The organism is Pseudoduganella dura, from assembly GCF_009727155.1.
Lineage (GTDB): Bacteria > Pseudomonadota > Gammaproteobacteria > Burkholderiales > Burkholderiaceae_D > Rugamonas > Rugamonas dura.
The window spans coordinates 5292795-5311378 of sequence record NZ_WNWM01000002.1; the positions used below are offsets into that span (position 1 = coordinate 5292795).

Consider the following 18584-nt stretch of genomic DNA (forward strand, 5'->3'; position numbering starts at 1 on the left):
CCCGCCCTGGGGGGCAGACCCTAGCGCTTCCTGTCTTTCACCTTCCCGCCGGCGGCGAACAGCTCGATCTTGCTGGTCGGGCCGGAAACGATCAGCAGGTCGGCCGGCAGGATGCGCGTTTCCGGCAGCGCATGCTGGAAATCCTCGTTCGCCCGCTTGACGCCCACCACGGTGACGCCGAAACGCGAGCGCACGTGCGATTCGGACAGCATCTGGTGGTGCGTGTCGGCGGGGGCGTGGATCTTGGCGATGGCAAAGCCGTCCTCGAACTCGATGAAATCCATCAGCCGGCCGGTGATCAGGTGCGCCACGCGCTCGCCCATGTCGGCCTCCGGGTACACCACGTGGTGCGCGCCGACGCGCTGGGCGATCTGCCCGTGCTCCGGCGTGAGCGCCTTGACCCAGATATCCTTGATGCCCAGTTCGGTCAGCACCATCAGCGTCATCAGGCTGGCCGACAGGTCCGAACCGATGGCCACGATGGCATGGGAAAAATCGGCCACGCCCAGTTGCAGCATCACGTTTTCATTGGTCGAGTCGGCCTGCACGGCATGCGTGAGCCGGTCGCCCCATACCTGCACCAGTTCCTCCTTGTTGTCGATGCCCATCACGTCATGGCCCAGCTGCATCAGCGACCGGGCGACCGCTCCGCCAAAGCGCCCCAGGCCGATCACCACCACGCTGTCGCTGGCGGAAAACGCGAACTGCTCCGTAAAAATCCTACCCCACAATTGGATGCTCCTCAGGATAACGATAAGGCATGCGCCGTTCGCCGATGACCAGCGACGTCGCGAGAGTGATGGTGCCCACCCTGCCGAAAAACATCAGCAGGGCCAGCACCAGCTGGCCCGCCACCGGCAGGTCGGCCGTGATGCCGGTGGACAGCCCGGCGCTGCCGAAGGCGGCGATCACCTCGAAGATTACCTGATCGGTGGGGAAATGCGAGATGCGCAGCAGCAGGACGGTGCCGGCCGCCACGATGGTGCTGCCGACCACCAGCACCGTGATGGCCTGCCGCTGTGCCGATGCGCCCACGCGGCGGCCGAACGCCTCGGTGTCGGAATGGCCCTTGGCTTCGGCGATCACCAGCAGCGCCAGCACCGCCACCGTGCCGACCTTGACGCCGCCGGCGGTGCCGGCGCTGCCGCCGCCGATGAACATCAGCGGATAGTGCATGGCCCAGGTTTCCCGCGTCAATGCGGCGATATCGACCGTGTTGAAGCCGGCGGTGCGGGCCGATACCGAGATGAACAAGCTGTTCAGCAGCTTGCCGGCGACGGAAAACGGGCCGATCGTCGCGGGGTTGCTCCACTCGAACAGCAGCACGGCGACAAAGCCCCCCAGGATCAGCACCAGCGTACCGGACAGCGTGAGCTTGGTGTGCAGCGACCAGTGCCGGGGATCTCGGCAGCGCTGGCGCAGGTCGTTCAGGATCGGGAAACCGATGCCGCCGACCACCGAGGCGAGCATGACCGGCAGCAGCACCAGCGCGTCGCCGGCGTAGCGGACGAAGCCATCGGCATGGATCGAGAAACCGGCATTGTTGAAGGCCGATACCGCGTGGAACACCCCGCTCCAGGCGGCCTCGCGCCATTCCATGCCGTGCCCGAAGCGCATCCGCAGCGTGAGCACGGCGGCGATGGCCAGTTGCGACAGCGCCGTCACCTGGAAGACCAGCTTGCCGACGCTGGACACGTCGCCGACCCACAGCGAGCGCGTCTCGGTCTGCGTCACCAGCCGGGTGCGCAGCCTGGGCGAGCGGTTGACCATCAGCCCCAGCAGGGTGGCCGCGGTCATCATGCCGAAACCGCCCAGCTGGAACAGCACCATGATCGCCGACTGCCCGAACACGGACCAGTAGGAGCCCGTGTCGACGAGCACGAGGCCGGTCACGCAGACCGCCGATACGGACGTGAAGAACGCCACCATCAGCGGCGCGGCCTCGCCGGCGGCCCGCGCGGCCGGCAGCGTGAGGATCACCGTGCCGGCGAGGATCGCCAGGAAGAAGGCGAGGACGACGGCGCGCGCGGGGTGGACGACGGTTTGTTTCACGGTTCGGTATCCGGTGAGCGCTTCGCCCGATGCGGGGCCCGGCCAGCGGAAGCAAGCTTGGTGAAGGGGGCGGCCGGGTGGAACCGGTGCCGCCTGGCGGGCCTGTCACGAAGTATAGCCGCCGGGCGGGGGGAGGGAGAACCGGAAAGCGTGGATGTTGCCGCGAGGATTTGCTGCAGGACGGTCATGTCGCGCATCCCGGCTGCGAGGCGCACACGGCCGGGACGGTCGGGGAACGGCGGTTCAGTCGAGGAAGTCGGCGTATTCCCGCTGCGCATAGCCTTTCAGGTTTTGCCAGGGCAGGTCGCGCGTGACGTTCGATGCAACTTTCAGGTCCGTGCGGTTGTAGAAGGTGCCCGCCTTGTCGCCGCTCTCGATCACGAGCGGAATGCCTTTCCGGTCATCCCACAGCACGCGTTCGAACAGGCCGCTGCGTTCGCGCTCGCGCCAGCGCGCGCCGGGCACGGGCGATGCGCGGTCCGACACGCGCATCGACTGCAATCCCTTCGAGTCGAGCAGGTAGTACGCATGGTCCCACGAGCCGTCGAAACCCACGTTGTCGTATTCGCCGGCCGGGATCGCGATCACTTCCTTCGACTGCGCATCGATGTACGTGAGGCGCGGCTTGCCGCCTTCGAGCACGATGTGCCGCGGCAGCACCACGGGATTGAAATGCTTGTGGCCCACGCTCTTGCGCGCCGCCACCTTGTGCGGCCCCGCCTTTTGTCCGCTCCCTTTGCGGTCGCCATCCTTGCCGTGGTTGTGCTGATCCTCGTGGTCGTGTTCGTCCGCCGTGGCGCCGGCGCCCGCCGGCAGCACGCGCGCGGTCCACACGTGGCCGGCGCGGCGCAGCATGGTTTCCTCGTAGCGGGCTTCGCGCGTCACGCCTTCGGCGGTCACCACCTTGCTGTAGCGGGAGATGTGCAGGTCGAGCTCGGCGTCCGCATGCGCCGCGCCCGGAAGGGCCAGTGCGCCGGCCAGCGCGGCTGCCAGGGTTCTGGCCACTAAGGTGAATGCTTTCATGTGTTCTTCCATCGAAAAAACGAAAAACGGGAAGCGGCGGTGCCGCTTCCCGTCCATCCCGGCTGTTACAGGCCGAATGCGGTTTTCAGCAGGCCGAAGACCCTGGTGTTGTCCAGCGTGCCCTTGAAGGTTTTCGCGCCGGCGCCGGTGGCGAACAGCTTGACGTCGCCGCCGCCGTGGGTCTCGCTGGACAGGCGCACGCCTGCTTCCTGCAGGTAGTTGTCGGCTAGGACCGTGGTGCTGTCCAGGTTCGTGCGCAGGTTCGGGCGGTTCGGGCCGTTGCCAAATACCAGCGTGGTGTAGGTGTTGCCGTCGGCATCCCGGTTCGGCTGGTTGTCGGTGTAGGCCCGGTTGATGTCCAGGATCGGGTTGCCGCGCTTGCCGTAGCCGTTGATCGCCAGCGTGTGGTCATGGTCGGCGGTGACCACGATCAGCGTGTTGGCCAGCGTGGGGTCGGTCAGCTTCGCCTTGGCCAGCGCCGCCTTGATCGCGTCGTCGAAGGCGATGGTGTCGGTCAGCGCGCGCTTGGCGTTGGTGCCGTGCAGCGCGTGGTCGATGCGGCCGCCTTCCACCATCAGGAAGTAGCCGTTGGCATTCTGCGACAGCAGGTCCATCGACTTGACCGTCATCTCGGCCAGGCTCGGCTGGTTCGCGCCTTCGCCGAGCGGCGGCGTGGCGGTGCGGTCCAGTTCATATTCGAGGTGGCTGCGGCTGCTGTACAGACCGATGAATTTCTTGCCGGCCGCCGCCGCGTTCATCTCGGCCTTGCTGGCGGCCACCGTGTAGCCCTTGGCGGCCAGTTCGGCCAGCAGGTTGCGGCCATCGGCGCGGCCGGTGGTGTTGGTGCCGGCGGCGTATGGCGTGAAGTGGTTGCGCCCGCCGCCCATCAGCACGTCCACGCCGTCGAGCAGCGCGGCGTTGAAGCCGGCGCCGCCCGGCACCAGCTGGGCGGCGATCGCGTACTGCGCGTTGCGGTTGCAGATATGCGACCAGGCCGTGGCCGGGGTGGCGTGCGTCAGCTCGGTGGTGGTGATGGTGCCCACGGCCTTGCCCTTGGCCTTGGCCAGTTCCAGGATCGTCACGGCGGCGGTGCCGTTGCCGGTGGCGCAGTTGTTGATGCCCAGGTTGCCGTTGGCATCGCGCCCCGGGTTGGTGGCCACCGTTTCGGGCGACATCGAGATGACCTCGTTGTTCATCTTCACGCCCGTCATGTAGGCCGCCATCGACGGTGCGCTGTCGGTGGTTTGCGCATCGTGCGAATAGGTCTTGATGCGCGCGGTGCGTTCCAGCGTGTCCATCGTCAGGCTGCCGTCCTCGCCGTACTTGTAGATGCGCGCGGCGGTGATGGTGGACGGGCCCATGCCGTCGCCCAGGAAGAAGATGATGTTCTTGGCTTCGCCGGCGGCATGCGCAGCGGAAAAGGAGAGCGCCAGCGCGGCGCCCATCAGGCTACGTTTCAGCAGAGTGCGTTTCATGTTCGGGATTTCCGTATCGGGTTGTTCTTGGCTTACAGGCCGGCGGCGTTCTTGACCAGGCTGAACACCCGGGTGTTGTCGATGGTACCGGTGAACGTGTCGGCGCCCTTGCCGATGGCGCCCAGGAACACGTCGGTGCCGCCGTGCGTTTCGCCGCCCACGCCCATGCGCACCACGGCTTCCTGGTGATACGTGTTGGCGCTGGTGGCGGTGTCGTCGAGCGCCGCCTGGCCGGCGCGGCTGGCCTGCACGCGGTTTTCGCCGTTGCCGAAGCCGATGATCGAATACGGTGCGCCGTCGAGATCCTTGTCCACGGCGCCGGTCACGTAGTTCTTCACCACGCCCAGCACGCCGGCGTTGCCGGCCGCGGTCTTGCCGGTGCGCTTGGCGTAGCCGTTCAGCACCAGCGTGTGGTCGTGGTCGGCCGTGACGACGATCAGCGTGTTCTTCAGGTCCGGGTCGGCGACCTTGGCCTTGGCGATCGCCGCCTTGATGGCGTTGTCGAAGGCCACCGTGTCCTGCAGCGCCTTCTTGGCGGTGGTTTCATGCAGCGCGTGGTCGATGCGGCCGCCTTCCACCATCAGGAAGTAGCCCTTGCCGTTGCGGGCCAGCACATCCATCGCCTTGGTGGTCATGTCGGCCAGGCTCGGTTCCTTGGCCGGGTCGCGGTCCAGGTCGTAGCTCATGTGGCTGGACGTGAACAGCGCCAGCAGCTTGTCCGTCTTGGTGCCGTCGATGGCGGTGAACTCGGTGGTGTTGCCAGCGTAGGCGTAGCTCTTGGCCTTCAGCTCGGCCACCAGGTCGCGGCCGTCGGCACGCCTGCCGCCATCCTTGACCGGCTTGAAGAACTGGCTGCCGCCGCCCATGATCACGTCCAGGCCGGTGGCGCCCAGCGCGCTGTTGTAGCCCGCGGCGCCCGGCACCAGGGCCGCGGCGATGTCGTTTTCCAGGTCGCGGTGGCAGATGTGCGTGTAGGCGGCGGCCGGCGTGGCGTGCGTGATGCGCGCGGTGGATACCACGCCGGTGCCCAGCCCCTGCGCCTTCGCCAGTTCCAGCAGCGTGGTGGCCGGCGTGCCGTTGCCGGTGCCGCAGTTGTTGCCCAGCCGGTTGCCGGCCGAATCGAGTACCGGGCTCACGGCCTTGGTGTTCTGCGACATCGAGATGACTTCGTTGTTCATCTTCACGCCCGTCATGTAGGCGGCCATCGATGGCGCGCTGTCGGTAACCTGCGCATCGTTGGAGAAGGTCTTCACGAAGGCCGTTTCCGGCAGCGTGTCCATCGTCAGCTCGCCGTCCTCGCCGACCGAGTAGATGCGCGCGGCCGTCATCGTGGTCAGGCCCATGCCGTCGCCCAGGAAGAAGATCACGTTCTTCGGTTGCGGCACGTCGACGCCCGGTGTCGGCGTCGGCGTCGGGGTCGAGGCGGTGGAGTCGTTGTCGCTGCCGCAGGCGGCCAGCATTGTCAGGCTCAGTCCGGCGATTAGGAGAGACTTGCGGTTCATGTGATGGAATAGGCTGTTGGAAAAACCGCAACTGTAGCAACCGAACATGACCGGAAGATGACCTGGCAAGCGTTTTGAAAGGAACACGCAATCGAGCGCGCACCGGGCCTGCCAGCCAATCCCATGAGGCATCTTCATCAATCGACGCGGTGCCATTCCCGGACCATTCATGAGCCCTATTCATAAACCTATCCAGATTCCGCCGGTTTCCTGCCCCGCCTTTGCCGTTACCATGCACAGCCCCGGCAACCAGTGCCGCGCAACGCAAAGAACCGGAAAAGGAATTACCAATGACCGTCAAAGCCTATGGCGCCCACGCCGCCGACCGACCGCTCGAATCGATGGACATCGCCCGCCGCCCCCCGGGCGCGCACGACGTGCAGATCGACATCGCCTTCTGCGGCGTATGCCACTCCGACCTGCACACTGTGCGCGGCGAATGGGCCGGCACCGTGTTCCCGTGCGTGCCGGGCCACGAGATCGTCGGGCGCGTGAGCGCGGTCGGCCACCACGTCTCGCACCACAAGGTTGGCGACCTTGTCGGCGTCGGCTGCCTGGTCGACAGCTGCAGGCATTGCGCCGACTGCGAGGAAGGCCTCGAGAACTATTGCGACAACATGACCGGCACCTACAACTTCCCGACCGCCGACGCGCCCGGCCACACGCTGGGGGGCTATGCCGAGCAGATCGTCGTGCACGAGCGCTACGTTCTGCGGGTGCGCCACCCGGAAGCGCAGCTCGCCGCCGTGGCGCCGCTTCTGTGCGCCGGCATCACCACCTATTCGCCGCTGCGGCACTGGCATGCCGGCCCGGGCAGGAAGATCGGCATCGTCGGTATCGGCGGCCTCGGCCACATGGGCATCAAGCTGGCACGGGCCATGGGAGCGCACGTGGTGGCGTTCACCACGTCCGCATCGAAGCGCGGGGATGCCGAGGCGCTCGGCGCCCACGAGGTGGTCGTGTCGACCGATGCGGCCGCGATGGCGGCCCAGGCCAACAGCCTCGACCTGATCATCAACACGGTGGCGGCACCGCACGACCTGGATGCCTTCACATCGCTGCTCAAGCGCGACGGCACGATGACGCTGGTGGGCGTGCCGGCTTTGCCGCACCCGTCCCCGGCGGTGTTCAACCTGGTCGGCAAGCGCCGCTCGATCGCCGGCTCGATGATCGGCGGCATTCCGGAAACGCAGGAAATGCTGGACTTCTGCTTCGAGCACGGCATCGTCGCCGACATCGAAATGATCCGCGCCGACGAGATCAACGATGCCTACGAACGCATGCTCAAGGGCGACGTCAAGTATCGCTTCGTGATCGACAACGCCACGCTGGCATGAGTGCTGAAATGACCGCGAGCCGCGACCACGGCCTGGAAAAGCCCGCGGCATGGGGCGCGGTCTGCGCCATGGCGCTCGGCGCCTTCGCGCTGATCGCTTCGGAGTTCATGCCCGTCAGCCTGCTGACGCCGATCGCCGCCGACCTGCGCATTACCGAGGGCCAGGCCGGCCAGGCGATCGCCATTTCGGGCGCGTTCGCGTTGCTGGCCAGCCTGTGCGTCGCCCCGCTGGCCGGGCGGCTCGACCGCAAGACGCTGCTGCTGTCGTTGACGCTGTTGATGATCGCTTCCGGCACCGTCGTGGCGCTCGCGCCCGATTACCACGTGTTCATGTTCGGCCGCGCGTTGATCGGCGTGGCAATCGGCGGCTTCTGGTCGATGTCGGCCGCGACCACGATGCGGCTGGTGCCCGACCGCGACGTGCCCCGCGCGCTGGCGATCCTCAACGGCGGCAATGCGCTGGCGGCGATCGTGGCCGCGCCGCTCGGCTCCTTCCTCGGTTCCATCATCGGCTGGCGGGGCGCATTCTTCTTCGTGGTGCCCCTTGCCGCGCTCGCGCTGGCTTGGAAGTTCGTCAGCCTGCCATCGATGCCCGCGCAGGATGCGGCGCGCGGCAACGGCGTGGTGCGGCTGATGAAGCGGCCCGCCGTCGCCCTCGGCATGGCGGCGGTCAGCCTGTTCTTCATGGGCCAGTTCGCGCTGTTCACCTACCTGCGGCCGTTCCTGGAAACGGTGACCGGAGCGGGCGTCTCCACGCTGTCGTTCATGCTGCTCCTGCTCGGCGCCGCCGGCTTCGCCGGCACGACGCTGATCGGCGGATTCCTGGGAAAGGGCCTGTACCGGACGCTGGTCGCCATTCCCGCGATGATGGCGGCGATCGCGGTGGCGCTGGTCGCCTTCGGCGGCTCGACCGCGGCAACGGCGGCGCTGCTGGCCGCCTGGGGCCTGGTCGCCACCGCGGCGCCCGTCGGCTGGTGGACCTGGCTGGCGAAGACGCTGCCGCGCGACGCCGAAGCGGGCGGCGGCCTGATGGTGGCCGTGGTGCAGCTGGCCATCATGCTGGGCGCCACCGCCGGCGGCCTGCTGTTCGATGCCGGCGGCTACCGGTCCACTTTTTACATGAGCGCCGCGGTGCTCGTGGTTGCGGCCGTCCTGGCCGCGCTGGCTGCCCGCGCGGCATCGCATGCGCAGGCTCGCTGATCGTTGATGAAAGGATTCAAAATGGAACTGAAACGTGCAGGCTCGCAGCCTTCGATGAAAGGGCCGGACGACTGGTTCACCGGCACCGTGCGGATCGATCCGCTGTTCGCCGCGCCGGCGCCGTCGCGCGTGTCGACGGCCAGCGTGACATTCGAACCGGGCGCCCGCAGCGCCTGGCACAACCACCCGCTGGGCCAGACGCTGATCGTGACCGCCGGCTGCGGCTGGACCCAGTGCGAGGGCGAAGCCAAGGTTGAAATCCGCGCCGGCGACGTCGTCTGGTGTCCGCCCGGCCACCGGCACTGGCATGGCGCGACCGCCACCACGTCGATGACGCATATCGCCGTGCAGGAGGCGCTCGATGGCGTCAACGTCAACTGGATGGAGAAAGTGGCGGACGCGGATTACCTGTCCGCGCTGGCCGACGGCGCTTCGCACGACCATTGACGGCCATTCAGCCCTTGTAGCGGATCGCGTCGATCACCAGCCCCAGCGCGCGCGACGAATTGCGGCGGCTGGGGTAGTAGGCGTGCAGGCCGGGGAAGGCGGGGCACCAGTCCGCCATCACGCTGACCAGGCTGCCATCGCGCACGTGCCGGCCGACCAGGCTCTCGGGCAGGAATGCCAGGCCGATGCCGCCCAGCGCGGCATCGCGCATCGGATACACGTTCGTGAACACCGCCTGACCGCGCACGCGCGCCTCGAGCGCTTGTCCCTCATGTTGCAGTTCCCATGCATACAGGCCGCCGCTGCTGGCCAGCCGCAGGCAGATGCAGTTGTGCTTCAACAGGTCCTGCATCGAGGCCGGCACCGGGCGCCGCGCGAAGTAGGCGGGCGAACCCACGATCATCATCGGCTCGTCGCCCGTCAGGCGCACGGCGATCATGTCCTTTTCCACCTGGTCGCCGTAGCGCACGCCGATGTCGTAGCGCTCGGCGGCGATGTCGACCAGGCGGTAATCGGAACTGATTTCCACGTGCAGGTCGGGATAGAGCGGCAGCAGCGGCGCGATGCGCGGCCACAGCACCGCATCGACCACGTGGTCGATCGCGGTGATCCGCACCGTGCCGGAAGGCTTGTCGCCCATGTCGCTGATGGCCGTGAGTTCGGCTTCGATTTCCTCGAGCCGCGGCGCCACGTTCTGCAGCAGCCGTTCGCCGGCTTCGGTGGGCGACACGCTGCGGGTGGTGCGCGTGAGCAGGCGCACGCCCAGGCGGGTTTCCAGCGCGCGGATGATGTGGCTGAGCGCCGATTGGGTCATGCCGAGCTTGGCCGCGGCGCGGGTGAAACTGCGTTCGCGGGCGACCGCCAGGAAGACGAGGATATCGTTGATGTTGTCGCGGGCCATCGGGCGCCTTCGGGAAACGAAGCGGCCGATGATACACGCTCTATAATTCTCGCGCCGATTGATGAAGGGGATTCATTGAACGTTGGCCCGGGCGTGAGGCGCATCCTTCAGCACCGCCTGCCCGTTGACCAGCCACGCCACCGCGAAGGCGATCACGGCGCATGTTTCCGGCCAGAACACGGACTGGCCTTCCATCGCCAGCCCGAGGATGGCGATCGCGGCGAACGACAGCAGCATGACGCCGCCGCAGATCTTGTAGACGACGTTGCGCCTGAGCGCCTGCCGGCCCGCCGGCGGCGCCGCGCCGAACCGGAAGAACACCAGGTAGAACGACAGGGCCGCGAACGTGATCGCGAAGACCAGGTGGAAGCCCAGGATGCCGTGGTTCGAGTAGTGCGCCCGCGTGCCCAGCTCGGGGTAGCGGGCCAGCAGTTCGGCTGCATAGGTGGGGTCCATCGGGAACAGCGCCGCGCCGATGGCCGCGAGGCCGGCAAGGGTCGCCACGATATTGTCGCGCACGTGGGCCGTGCGGTAGCACGCCAGCAGCGCTCCGGTCAGCACCGTGGTCGAGACGAAGATGTCGCGCATGCTGGTGTAGTAGTAGGCGCTGAGCGAATCGGTGGTGCGGATGCCTTCAATTAACAGGCCACCGCCGCGCACCGCCAGCGGCATCAGCAGGCCGGCCCAGCCGATCATTCGCCGCAGCGTGAGCCAGGACGCCACGTAGTCATTCTCCAGCGCATGCATGTCGTTCTCCATCTCCTCCAAAAGGAAAGTCTACTCCTGAGTTGGCGCCATGGCGCGGCCGATTGCGTACCGGATCGCGCCCGCGTCAACCGGGCCTGCCGATCTTGCAGGACGGACAGAAAATCAGCGAATTGACCATCGGCGGATCGCCGCCGCCCTACAATCGCCATTCCATTCATCGAAGGAAGTCGAAGCCATGCTGAAATCCATCGCGGGCGCCATCGCGCTCGGCACCGTTGCCGTCGCGCCGGCCGGCGCCGAGGCCGTCAAGCCGGTAAAGATCCTGATCGTCAGCGGCGGCTGCTGCCACGACTATGCGCGGCAGCGGGCGCTGCTGGAGGAGGGCCTGAAGGCGCGCATGGCGGCGGAGGTCAGCCACGTCTATTACGATCCCAAGCCGGGCGAGAAGGCCACGCGGCCGGCGCTGCCAATCTACGGCAACCCAGCCTATGCGGACGGCTTCGACGTGGTCATCCACAACGAGTGCGCCGCGGACGAGGACAGCGCGGCGGCGCTGGACGCGGTACTGGCGCCGCACCGCCGCGGCGTGCCGGCGGTGAACCTGCACTGCGCGATGCATTCGTACCGTTCCGGCGACTGGAAGCAGCCGGTGGCGGCCGGTGCCGCGAATGCCAGGTGGTTCGAGTTCACCGGCATCCAGTCCAGCGGCCACGGCCCGCAATCGCCGATCCGGCTGAGCGCCGCCGCCACGGGCCATCCGGTGGCCGAAGGCTTCAGGCCGTACACCACCGGCAGCGACGAGCTCTACAACAATCTCACCAGTTTCAATGTCACCCCCGTGCTGTACGGCGTGCAGCCGGAGGCGAAGGTGGAGGCCGACCGCGCGAAAACCTATACCGTGGCGTGGACGCATAGCTATGGCCCGAAGAACGCCCGCGTATTCAGCACCACGCTGGCGCACAACGAAGCGGTGATGGCCGATCCGCGCTACCTCGATCTCGTGGCGCGCGGGGTGCTGTGGGCGACCGGAAAACTGTAATTCGTCCGATCATGGCTGCGGATTGAACGATCCGCAGCCGGCTTCACGTCCTTCGGCTCCGGACATTCCGGGCTGCAGCCTTCCTGGCTCCCGTTTCCGATTTCCTTGCTCTACATTTCCTTGCCAGACACGCCTGATAAAACCGGTGACTTGTCTTAAGAATAACAGCATCGTACACTGAGGCAATGCGACCGGCATTTTTCGGGCCAAAAGCAGACATCTGAAACACGAAATCCGTCTTGCATGAATGATGCCTGCTGTGACGGTGCGTGAATAGTGAATTTTCTTTCAATATTCAATGCCGAGCCCACAGCAGATTCGACCAATGGCGGATGCTCGACAATAAACTTGGGGAATCGTAAATGGGTCTTGCATCGGCTTTGAAGGGATGGATCGGTGAAATAACGTTAACCATTGCCAAAAAAATTGTCCTCGATGGGGATGTATATCGTGACCTGAACAACGTCACAATCCCCACCTCCAATGGCACGACGCAGATCGACCACATCATCGTCTCGCGCCATGGGATTTTCGTGATCGAAACGAAGAACATGGAGGGCTGGATCTTCGGCGACCCGAAGCAGCCTCAATGGACTCAATCGCTATATGGCAAGAAATTCCGTTTCCAGAATCCTCTGCATCAAAACTATCGTCATACCAAAGCTCTTGAAGAGTTTCTTGGACTGCCCGCCGAGTACTTCTGTTCCGTCGTATGCTTCGTTGGCAGGACTTGTCAGTTCAAGACCGAGCTGCCATCCAATGTGATCTGCGGCGGTCCATTCCGCTTCATCAAGGCCAGGACGGAAGTGCTTATGTCCGATGAGCAGGTAACCGGGATCGTCGAAGCTATCAAGACCGGCATGCGTCCCAAGAACTTCCTGGGGCTGTCGACGCGCGAGACCAGGCGGGAGCATCTGGAGTCTCTGAAGGAGAGGCATGGCAGCATTACCACGTGTCCCAAGTGCGGCGGCGAACTCGTGCTTCGCACGGTAAGAAATGGACAAAGGGCCGGGCAAACGTTCTACGGGTGCCAGAAGTATCCTGGGTGTCGTTATGTGAAACCTGAAGTAGTGCAAGCAATGATTCATGCAGGCTCAACGGCGCGTTGTTGCAATTGCGAAGATAATTCCGCTATCGGGCCAGGAGCAGTCATTCCTATAGCAGCCATTGTTGAGCAGCGATTGCCGAACTGCTCCACTGTTCGATAAACGCTTGATTGATAATCCCTATTATCATGCAAGACGCCGTGGCGGCCGAGCCTGCCAAGTTGTGGTCGCCACACAAGGCCTCTAGTGACAACGCGGCTGTCCCTGTTGCATTTGCGGCGCAGATGCAAACCGTCCTGCTATGGCGACTGGGATGACAACAGCGGCGTAAAGTTCTACTGATCTAGCAGCAGATATAAAAATCGGCACGGCGTCACATTCGTTCAATGCACGGACCAGGAATCATAGCGATCGACCTATCACGGCGCCCCCCCAAATATCGGGGCTCAGCCAAGCATGCCAAGCCCGGAATATTTGGATGGCCTAACTGCCGCGTTTGGTGGATTGCGACAGGCCGCCAGATGAGATTCAGCCACCCTCACGGTAGCGTTCTGCAGCTTGCTTCTGACGCAGATCACCCAGCAGGGCCTGACGCGCGGTGTCCAGTGCGTCCCAGCGTTCAGAAACATGTAGCGGCGGGTTGGTCACACCCTCGTGGCGATCGAAGCCGACCAGCGCGGCATCCACCAGTTCGCCAACATCCATCATGTCCGGGAGGATTTGGATGCCGATGCCGGCGCGCATCCAAATCTCGGTGCGTGTGCTAGCGGGAAATACTGCCTGCACATAGACACCCTTCTGTCCCCGCTCAAGGGTCAGCCCCCGGTCGAGCACGATCGAAACCTGCAATGAATTCGCGGTGGTTACGCCGGCTCGGCAGGCGGGTCCAGGAACAAGGCGGTTTGTTGCACAAACTGCAGCGGGTACTGGAACTGCGAGCCATGCCCCGAATCCGGATACAGGATCAGCTGTGCATTGGGAATGTACTGCTGCAAGGTAAATGCGTTGATGGTGGGAACCATGATATCGGTATGGCCGTTGACCACCAGGGTGGGCTGCATGATCTCCTTCAGGTAGGCGAAGTCATCGTCTAGCGGTGCGCCCCATTCCGTAATGGCAGCGACCTGCGCTTTCAACGCATCCACCGAGGACGGCAGATCCTGGTCCAGACGCTGGTGCCGCCGCTGCCAGAAGGCGCGACCGGCGGCTTGGCTTTTTTCCGAAGACGAGAAGAACAGGAAAAGGAAGTCTTCTTCCCCAGGCACAGGATTCCCCGCGACCTGCGGAATCTTCGGATCGTTTGCTGGCTCACCACCGCGCGGTCCCGTGCCCACCAATACCAGCTTGCGCACCAGTTGCGGGTAGCGGTACGCCAGGCTCTGAGCGACGAAGCCGCCGATGGAGAAACCCAGCACGTCCACTGCCGAGGGCAGGTTAAGAGCGTTGATGAAATCGGCAATGCCATCGGCCATACCATCCACCGTTTGGGCCGGTTCGCCGCCGGAGCTCGCTACCCCTGCGTAATTGACAAGGATAACGGGCCGGCCCTTGGATAGCCCGTCGGTGACGAGCGGATCCCAGTTGTCCATCCCGCCGCGGAAGTGTTGCAGAAATACCAGCGGTGTCCCGGTTTCGGCCCCGAAGCGGCGATAGGCATAGCGAACGCCTTTGGCTTCGAGCAATTGAGTGGATGCGGTCACATGCGTATAAGTCGTCATATCAAAAACCTTTGAAAGAGTGTTGATCGCTTGGGCTGCGAAGCCTGGATTCAGCCGGCCAGGGTCGGATAGTCGACATAGCCCTCCCCACCACCGCCATAGAGCACGGGAGGTGAGCTACGTCAGCGGCGCACCAGTCTTCAACCGTTCGACCAGGTCGGGTTCGCAATGAACGGTCGAGCGAAGGCGTAAAAGTTGGGCTTGCCTTCATTCAGGCGTGTCGTGGCCACTTCCAGGTCGTAGCCGTTGTTGGCCAGATGTTGGGCAATACTGGAAGCACAGCCTAAAATTTGACGCACTTTTATGATGACTGTCATAATAAATACTGTCAAGGTTTTGATGTCGAGCATCATATAAATAACTTTGACTTTTAACATTGCTCAACAGTAGAGGTGCGAGAAATGAGAGTTAGCAAAGCGCAGGCACAGGAGAACCGCGCGCGCGTCGTCGAGACCGCGTCGGCGCTGTTTCGTGAGCGCGGCTACGATGATGTGGGCGTCGCTGAGCTGATGGCTGCAGCTGGTCTAACCCACGGAGGGTTCTACAATCAGTTCGAGTCCAAGGCGGCGTTAATGAGCGAGGCCACAGCGTGTAGTCTTTCACGTTCGAACATGCGAATGGCCGACGTCGATGTGCGTCGATTCATCGAGCACTACCTTTCGCGCGAGCATCGCGATTCGCGCGGCGACGGCTGCACGATTGCGGCACTCAGTGGTGATGCGGCACGCCAGGACGATGGAATCAAAAACTTATTTGAAGCAGGTATCGCAGGACTGGCGAAGGATCTGGGGGATAAGCTGGGAGCAGATAACCTGCCGGATACCCGCGCCAAAGTGCTTTCCATGGTGGCTCACCTGGTAGGCGCGGTTATGCTGTCTCGCGCTTGCACTGACGATGCGCCGATCGCCGATGAAATTCTGAAAGCCTGTCGCGCGGACCTGCTCGCGCAACTATCGGGCACGATATCGAAATAAACCCAGGTGCAATTTGCGCCGAAGCACGGAACGTTAGAGTGGGGAGCGTTTCGGATGGATAGTGGCCATAGCAGGTGATGACATCTACGGCTTGGGGGTACTGGTTTGGTGAGAAACTTGCGCCAAATATGACAAGCCGATGAGCACCAGACGTTGGCGCCCGAAGCGATCCGACAGGGGGCCGACGAACAACTGGCCCAGCGCGAAGGATAGAAAGAAGCTCGTCAGCGTCGCGCTCAGCTCCCGGACTGAGACACCAAGGTCTTGGCCCATCGCGGGAAACGCGGGAAGGATGATATTGGTGGCCAGAGCCCCGAGGGCTGCCAGCGCGGCCAGCAGGAACAGCACGCTTGCCGTGAGCCTTGGATTGGCAAGCTAAGGGCGTCCTTGCGACGATGCCAGTTTCTGTGTCATTCAGTAGGCCCCGAGCAGTTAAGCCGATAGCGATCACGCATCGGCTTGCTCATCAGGATTATCATCAAGGAATTCGATACATGTATCGAGCAGGTCATGCAGTACGGCGACCCTCTCCACACCCAAGTGCTTATTGAGTGCCATTTGTGCCGTTTTCCACGCACGCTGTCCCTCAGCTTGTTTTATACGTCCCGCGTCGGTCGCCTCGACTAGGCGGCTACGTGCATCCTTGCCTGCACCGATCTGTAAGAACCCCTGCGCAATCAGCGGCTGTAGGTTGCGCGTCAATGTCGAGGCATCCATCTGCATGCGCCTAGCCAGATCCCCTGGCTGGATGGGACCGAGTCTGACTACGTGCGACAGCAGTGCGTACTGTGTGTTCTTCAGCCCCGTCTCTGCAACATAACGATCGTAGTGGCGCGTCACCATACGTGTGAGCTGCCGAAGCTTCAGATTCGTGCAACCCCGCGGCTTGATATTGTCCGTCATATGCAATATTGTACCTGCAACCATTGCATATACAAGATTTTTAAACAGGAGTGGACGATGGATGTTGATCAGATTGTGGCGAGTTGGGAGGCGGACGAAGCGCGTGTCCGCGTGCGCTGGAGTGCGCCTGATTCTGAGCCTAAGGGACAGGCCTTTGGGCGCTCTGGCATGGAAATGTTCGAAGCAATCTTCTCTGGCGAATTGCCACCACCGCCAATGGGCGACACGCTAGATTTCGTGCCGATTCACATGGAACCGGGAGCCGCGATCTTCCAGGGCCGACCTCAGCGCCGGCACTACAACCCGCTGGGCACCGTCCACGGTGGCTGGTTTGCCACACTGCTTGACTCTGCCGTGGGCTGTGCAGTCCATTCGATGCTACCCGCTGGCACAGGGTATACCACCTTGGAGCTCAAGGTGAACATGGTTCGCTCCCTGAATGAAGGGGTGCCGCTGGTTCGCGCCGAAGGCAAAGTAATCCACGTAGGGCGGCAAGTGGCAACGGCTGAGGGCCGCATCGTCGGACCAGACGGAAAGCTGTATGCGCATGCCACCACGACATGCCTGATCTTCGAGCATTCCGCCCAACCGGTTGGCAACGCCAGGCTAAGGTAATTGGTGGAGTAAGCAAAGATTATATGGCGTGCTTATGGTGCACTTAGAGGGTGTACACGAAATCAAATGTGATAAGCGAGCCTGTTGAGTAGCATACGCGCCTCGGCCAGCCATACCCAAGCCGCCGAGACAGCGAGTTTGCGGTCGTGATGCATCACCCTACGACGCTAGCGTTCAGTCCACGTTTGAGTTCGTTCGAAGACCCAACGCATGGGCAAGACCATGAACCCTGTATTTCAAGTTCCAGCAACATCAGTCGCGGAGCAAGATAAATGAAGGCCTTCATCATTGAACGCTATGGTAAAAAGGAAATCGGCCGGATCGCCGATATGTCGGAGCCAGCACTGCAGGACGATGATGTCCTGGTCGACATTCCCGCAGCCGCCGTCAACGTTCTCGACATCAAGATCAGGAGCGGCGAATTTAAGCTCATCCTGCCGTATCGCATGCCGGCGATACTGGGCCACGACGTCGCCGGCAAGGCTAAAAGCAAAAAGGGAGCTCGCGCTCCCTGTGTATCATTCCAGAATCAGCTTTGGATACTTGCGCGGCTGACGTCCTTCTAGCACATCGCGACCGCGTGCCGTGTCTGCGTAGATGCGGCCGTAGACGATTTTTTGGTTCTTGACCCGGAACAGGAATAGGTGCTCGTTTTCCATCGAGAAGCCTGTCTTGGTTTTGGCGCGCGCTACCACTGGCACGATGATGTAGTCGCCTGCAGCCAAGACGGCGCGCGCATCATAGTTGAAGTACTCGTACTCCTTATAGACGTGCTTCCAGAAGGCGAGGAACTCCTTCTTTCCCTTGTATGTACCCCCATAGGGGAGGGAGTCGGAGAACTCAAAGACCACATCCTCATCGAGCGCGGCGATCATGTCCGTCCGTTCGTTCTTGTCGAAGCCAGTAAGGCCCTTCCGTACGGCTTCCAGCAAGGGCGCCTGTATGGTGGTGCCTACGCTGGTTGGCTGGATTACGCTGACCTCATTGAGTTCCGCCGCCTCGGCCACGCCTGCCACACCGGCCGAACCAATGAACGCTATCGCCAATGCGACACTGGAACCAGCAAAACCTCTTTTCATTTTTTATCTCCTCTATATAAGAGCATATGCTCATAGTTTTTTTAAAAAAATCGCCCAACCTATCAGCTGAGCGACTACGCTGAAGTTGCTCTATTCCTTAAGTCCCTTCGGACCAGGGATCGAAGCCACTATGCAACACCGAGCGCGCCGCGCTGCGCAAGGACTTTGCCTCCTTGGCACCATAGGCCCGCTCGAAGTCATCCTGCACACCCTGCCACAAAGGGAATGCTCTGCGATAAGTTTGCATTCCGAGTTTGGTTATCCTTACATCCTTGCCACGCCTGTCTACTTCGGATGGCATGATCTCCACCAGCCCGTCCCGCTCCATCGGCTTCAGGTTGGTCGAGAGGGTAGTCCTGTCCATCGCCATCAATGCCGCCAGCTCGCCGATGAGAATCGATTCATGCGACGACAGCTTGTAGAGGATGGAGAACTGCGTCGCCCGCAGCCCCACCCCGGACAGCGCACGGTCATACAAGGCGGTCAGGTAACGCGAAGCCTGGCGCAATGCCAGGCAGTTGCAGCGACCGTCGATATTCTCGATCGGTTTGGTAGTTGCCATATGA

Annotated in this window: 19 protein-coding genes and 4 pseudogenes; 8 read left to right on the forward strand and 15 right to left on the reverse strand. The window is 63.1% G+C overall.

The window, feature by feature from the left end:
- Positions 1–20 precede the first annotated feature (20 nt).
- The 5 genes from GJV26_RS23265 to GJV26_RS23285 all read right to left on the reverse strand — a co-directional run bounded on the left by GJV26_RS23265 (position 21) and on the right by GJV26_RS23285 (position 6052).
- The gene (locus GJV26_RS23265; protein ID WP_155711054.1) at positions 21–731 is read right to left on the reverse strand and encodes a potassium channel family protein; all 711 of its coding nucleotides are present in this window, start codon (positions 729–731) and stop codon (positions 21–23) included.
- Complete coding sequence (locus tag GJV26_RS23270; protein ID WP_189441686.1) at positions 721–2052, reverse strand: TrkH family potassium uptake protein; 1332 nt, start codon at positions 2050–2052, stop codon at positions 721–723. Before GJV26_RS23270 ends, GJV26_RS23265 begins: the two co-directional genes overlap by 11 nt.
- Positions 2053–2295: 243 nt before the next feature.
- Positions 2296–3075 (reverse strand): hypothetical protein, encoded by a 780-nt coding sequence (locus GJV26_RS23275; RefSeq protein ID WP_155711055.1) that lies wholly within the window; start codon positions 3073–3075, stop codon positions 2296–2298.
- Positions 3076–3140: 65 nt separating this feature from the next.
- A complete protein-coding gene (locus GJV26_RS23280; protein ID WP_155711056.1) occupies positions 3141–4550 on the reverse strand; it encodes an alkaline phosphatase in 1410 nt (469 codons plus the stop codon).
- A gap of 32 nt (positions 4551–4582) precedes the next feature.
- Positions 4583–6052, reverse strand: coding sequence for an alkaline phosphatase (locus GJV26_RS23285; protein WP_155711057.1), 1470 nt, complete (start codon positions 6050–6052; stop codon positions 4583–4585).
- Between the two features lie 290 nt (positions 6053–6342).
- Here GJV26_RS23285 and GJV26_RS23290 point away from each other — a divergent pair, with 290 nt between their 5' ends.
- From GJV26_RS23290 to GJV26_RS23300, 3 genes are read left to right on the forward strand one after another with little or no spacing between them, the layout of a single operon-like run.
- Positions 6343–7389 (forward strand): NAD(P)-dependent alcohol dehydrogenase, encoded by a 1047-nt coding sequence (locus tag GJV26_RS23290; RefSeq protein WP_155711058.1) that lies wholly within the window; start codon positions 6343–6345, stop codon positions 7387–7389.
- Between the two features lie 8 nt (positions 7390–7397).
- Entirely contained in the window at positions 7398–8588 is a 1191-nt protein-coding gene (locus tag GJV26_RS23295; protein WP_155711059.1) for an MFS transporter, read from the forward strand.
- 21 nt (positions 8589–8609) lie between these two features.
- On the forward strand, positions 8610–9035 hold the full coding sequence (locus tag GJV26_RS23300; protein WP_155711060.1) for a (R)-mandelonitrile lyase: 426 nt from the start codon (positions 8610–8612) through the stop codon (positions 9033–9035).
- A gap of 7 nt (positions 9036–9042) precedes the next feature.
- Here GJV26_RS23300 and GJV26_RS23305 read toward each other — a convergent pair whose 3' ends face one another.
- Positions 9043–9936, reverse strand: a complete 894-nt coding sequence (locus GJV26_RS23305) for a LysR family transcriptional regulator (RefSeq protein WP_155711061.1) — start codon at positions 9934–9936, stop codon at positions 9043–9045.
- Between the two features lie 72 nt (positions 9937–10008).
- Entirely contained in the window at positions 10009–10683 is a 675-nt protein-coding gene (locus GJV26_RS23310; protein WP_155711062.1) for a hypothetical protein, read from the reverse strand.
- A 196-nt stretch (positions 10684–10879) separates the two neighbouring features.
- Between GJV26_RS23310 and GJV26_RS23315 the strand changes: the two genes are divergently transcribed.
- Positions 10880–11683: a ThuA domain-containing protein gene (locus tag GJV26_RS23315; RefSeq protein ID WP_173346251.1), complete on the forward strand. Its 804-nt coding sequence runs from the start codon at positions 10880–10882 to the stop codon at positions 11681–11683.
- Between the two features lie 362 nt (positions 11684–12045).
- Positions 12046–12891, forward strand: a complete 846-nt coding sequence (locus GJV26_RS23320; protein WP_155711064.1) for an NERD domain-containing protein — start codon at positions 12046–12048, stop codon at positions 12889–12891.
- 366 nt (positions 12892–13257) lie between these two features.
- On the opposite strand, the pseudogene GJV26_RS23325 reads toward GJV26_RS23320, so the two are convergent.
- From GJV26_RS23325 to GJV26_RS30320, 3 genes and pseudogenes are all read right to left on the reverse strand, one after another.
- A pseudogene (locus tag GJV26_RS23325) lies at positions 13258–13566 on the reverse strand (SDR family NAD(P)-dependent oxidoreductase); the annotation flags it as partial.
- 26 nt (positions 13567–13592) lie between these two features.
- The gene (locus GJV26_RS23330) at positions 13593–14447 is read right to left on the reverse strand and encodes an alpha/beta fold hydrolase (RefSeq protein WP_155711065.1); all 855 of its coding nucleotides are present in this window, start codon (positions 14445–14447) and stop codon (positions 13593–13595) included.
- A gap of 50 nt (positions 14448–14497) precedes the next feature.
- Positions 14498–14707: pseudogene (locus tag GJV26_RS30320) on the reverse strand (alkene reductase); the annotation flags it as partial.
- A 141-nt stretch (positions 14708–14848) separates the two neighbouring features.
- Here GJV26_RS30320 and GJV26_RS23340 point away from each other — a divergent pair.
- On the forward strand, positions 14849–15421 hold the full coding sequence (locus tag GJV26_RS23340) for a TetR/AcrR family transcriptional regulator (RefSeq protein WP_155711067.1): 573 nt from the start codon (positions 14849–14851) through the stop codon (positions 15419–15421).
- Between the two features lie 84 nt (positions 15422–15505).
- Here the strand turns inward: GJV26_RS23340 and GJV26_RS23345 are convergent, their stop codons facing one another.
- Positions 15506–15769: an MFS transporter gene (locus GJV26_RS23345; RefSeq protein WP_189441682.1), complete on the reverse strand. Its 264-nt coding sequence runs from the start codon at positions 15767–15769 to the stop codon at positions 15506–15508.
- A 99-nt stretch (positions 15770–15868) separates the two neighbouring features.
- Positions 15869–16324, reverse strand: coding sequence for a MarR family winged helix-turn-helix transcriptional regulator (locus GJV26_RS23350; protein WP_155711068.1), 456 nt, complete (start codon positions 16322–16324; stop codon positions 15869–15871).
- A gap of 57 nt (positions 16325–16381) precedes the next feature.
- Between GJV26_RS23350 and GJV26_RS23355 the strand changes: the two genes are divergently transcribed.
- Complete coding sequence (locus tag GJV26_RS23355) at positions 16382–16939, forward strand: PaaI family thioesterase (protein ID WP_155711069.1); 558 nt, start codon at positions 16382–16384, stop codon at positions 16937–16939.
- A gap of 62 nt (positions 16940–17001) precedes the next feature.
- Here GJV26_RS23355 and GJV26_RS30325 read toward each other — a convergent pair.
- A pseudogene (locus GJV26_RS30325) lies at positions 17002–17172 on the reverse strand (IS5/IS1182 family transposase); the annotation flags it as partial.
- A 39-nt stretch (positions 17173–17211) separates the two neighbouring features.
- Between GJV26_RS30325 and GJV26_RS23360 the strand changes: the two are divergent.
- Positions 17212–17418 (forward strand): annotated as a pseudogene (locus tag GJV26_RS23360) (alcohol dehydrogenase catalytic domain-containing protein); the annotation flags it as partial.
- A gap of 39 nt (positions 17419–17457) precedes the next feature.
- Here the strand turns inward: GJV26_RS23360 and GJV26_RS23365 are convergent.
- Together GJV26_RS23365 and GJV26_RS23370 are read right to left on the reverse strand one after the other, a co-directional pair.
- A complete protein-coding gene (locus tag GJV26_RS23365) occupies positions 17458–18018 on the reverse strand; it encodes a nuclear transport factor 2 family protein (protein WP_155711071.1) in 561 nt (186 codons plus the stop codon).
- A 97-nt stretch (positions 18019–18115) separates the two neighbouring features.
- Complete coding sequence (locus tag GJV26_RS23370; protein WP_155711072.1) at positions 18116–18580, reverse strand: MarR family winged helix-turn-helix transcriptional regulator; 465 nt, start codon at positions 18578–18580, stop codon at positions 18116–18118.
- Positions 18581–18584: the final 4 nt, after the last annotated feature.

Excerpts from the sequence above, each read along its gene's own strand:
- GJV26_RS23275 (WP_155711055.1), bottom strand. The coding sequence starts at position 3,075 with ATGAAAGCATTCACCTTAGTGGCCAGAACCCTGGCAGCCGCGCTGGCC.
- GJV26_RS23280 (WP_155711056.1), bottom strand. The coding sequence starts at position 4,550 with ATGAAACGCACTCTGCTGAAACGTAGCCTGATGGGCGCCGCGCTGGCG.
- GJV26_RS23285 (WP_155711057.1), bottom strand. The coding sequence starts at position 6,052 with ATGAACCGCAAGTCTCTCCTAATCGCCGGACTGAGCCTGACAATGCTG.
- GJV26_RS23290 (WP_155711058.1), top strand. The coding sequence starts at position 6,343 with ATGACCGTCAAAGCCTATGGCGCCCACGCCGCCGACCGACCGCTCGAA.
- GJV26_RS23295 (WP_155711059.1), top strand. The coding sequence starts at position 7,398 with ATGACCGCGAGCCGCGACCACGGCCTGGAAAAGCCCGCGGCATGGGGC.
- GJV26_RS23300 (WP_155711060.1), top strand. The coding sequence starts at position 8,610 with ATGGAACTGAAACGTGCAGGCTCGCAGCCTTCGATGAAAGGGCCGGAC.
- GJV26_RS23305 (WP_155711061.1), bottom strand. The coding sequence starts at position 9,936 with ATGGCCCGCGACAACATCAACGATATCCTCGTCTTCCTGGCGGTCGCC.
- GJV26_RS23310 (WP_155711062.1), bottom strand. The coding sequence starts at position 10,683 with ATGCATGCGCTGGAGAATGACTACGTGGCGTCCTGGCTCACGCTGCGG.
- GJV26_RS23315 (WP_173346251.1), top strand. The coding sequence starts at position 10,880 with ATGCTGAAATCCATCGCGGGCGCCATCGCGCTCGGCACCGTTGCCGTC.
- GJV26_RS23320 (WP_155711064.1), top strand. The coding sequence starts at position 12,046 with ATGGGTCTTGCATCGGCTTTGAAGGGATGGATCGGTGAAATAACGTTA.
- GJV26_RS23330 (WP_155711065.1), bottom strand. The coding sequence starts at position 14,447 with ATGACGACTTATACGCATGTGACCGCATCCACTCAATTGCTCGAAGCC.
- GJV26_RS23340 (WP_155711067.1), top strand. The coding sequence starts at position 14,849 with ATGAGAGTTAGCAAAGCGCAGGCACAGGAGAACCGCGCGCGCGTCGTC.
- GJV26_RS23350 (WP_155711068.1), bottom strand. The coding sequence starts at position 16,324 with ATGACGGACAATATCAAGCCGCGGGGTTGCACGAATCTGAAGCTTCGG.
- GJV26_RS23355 (WP_155711069.1), top strand. The coding sequence starts at position 16,382 with ATGGATGTTGATCAGATTGTGGCGAGTTGGGAGGCGGACGAAGCGCGT.
- GJV26_RS23365 (WP_155711071.1), bottom strand. The coding sequence starts at position 18,018 with ATGAAAAGAGGTTTTGCTGGTTCCAGTGTCGCATTGGCGATAGCGTTC.
- GJV26_RS23370 (WP_155711072.1), bottom strand. The coding sequence starts at position 18,580 with ATGGCAACTACCAAACCGATCGAGAATATCGACGGTCGCTGCAACTGC.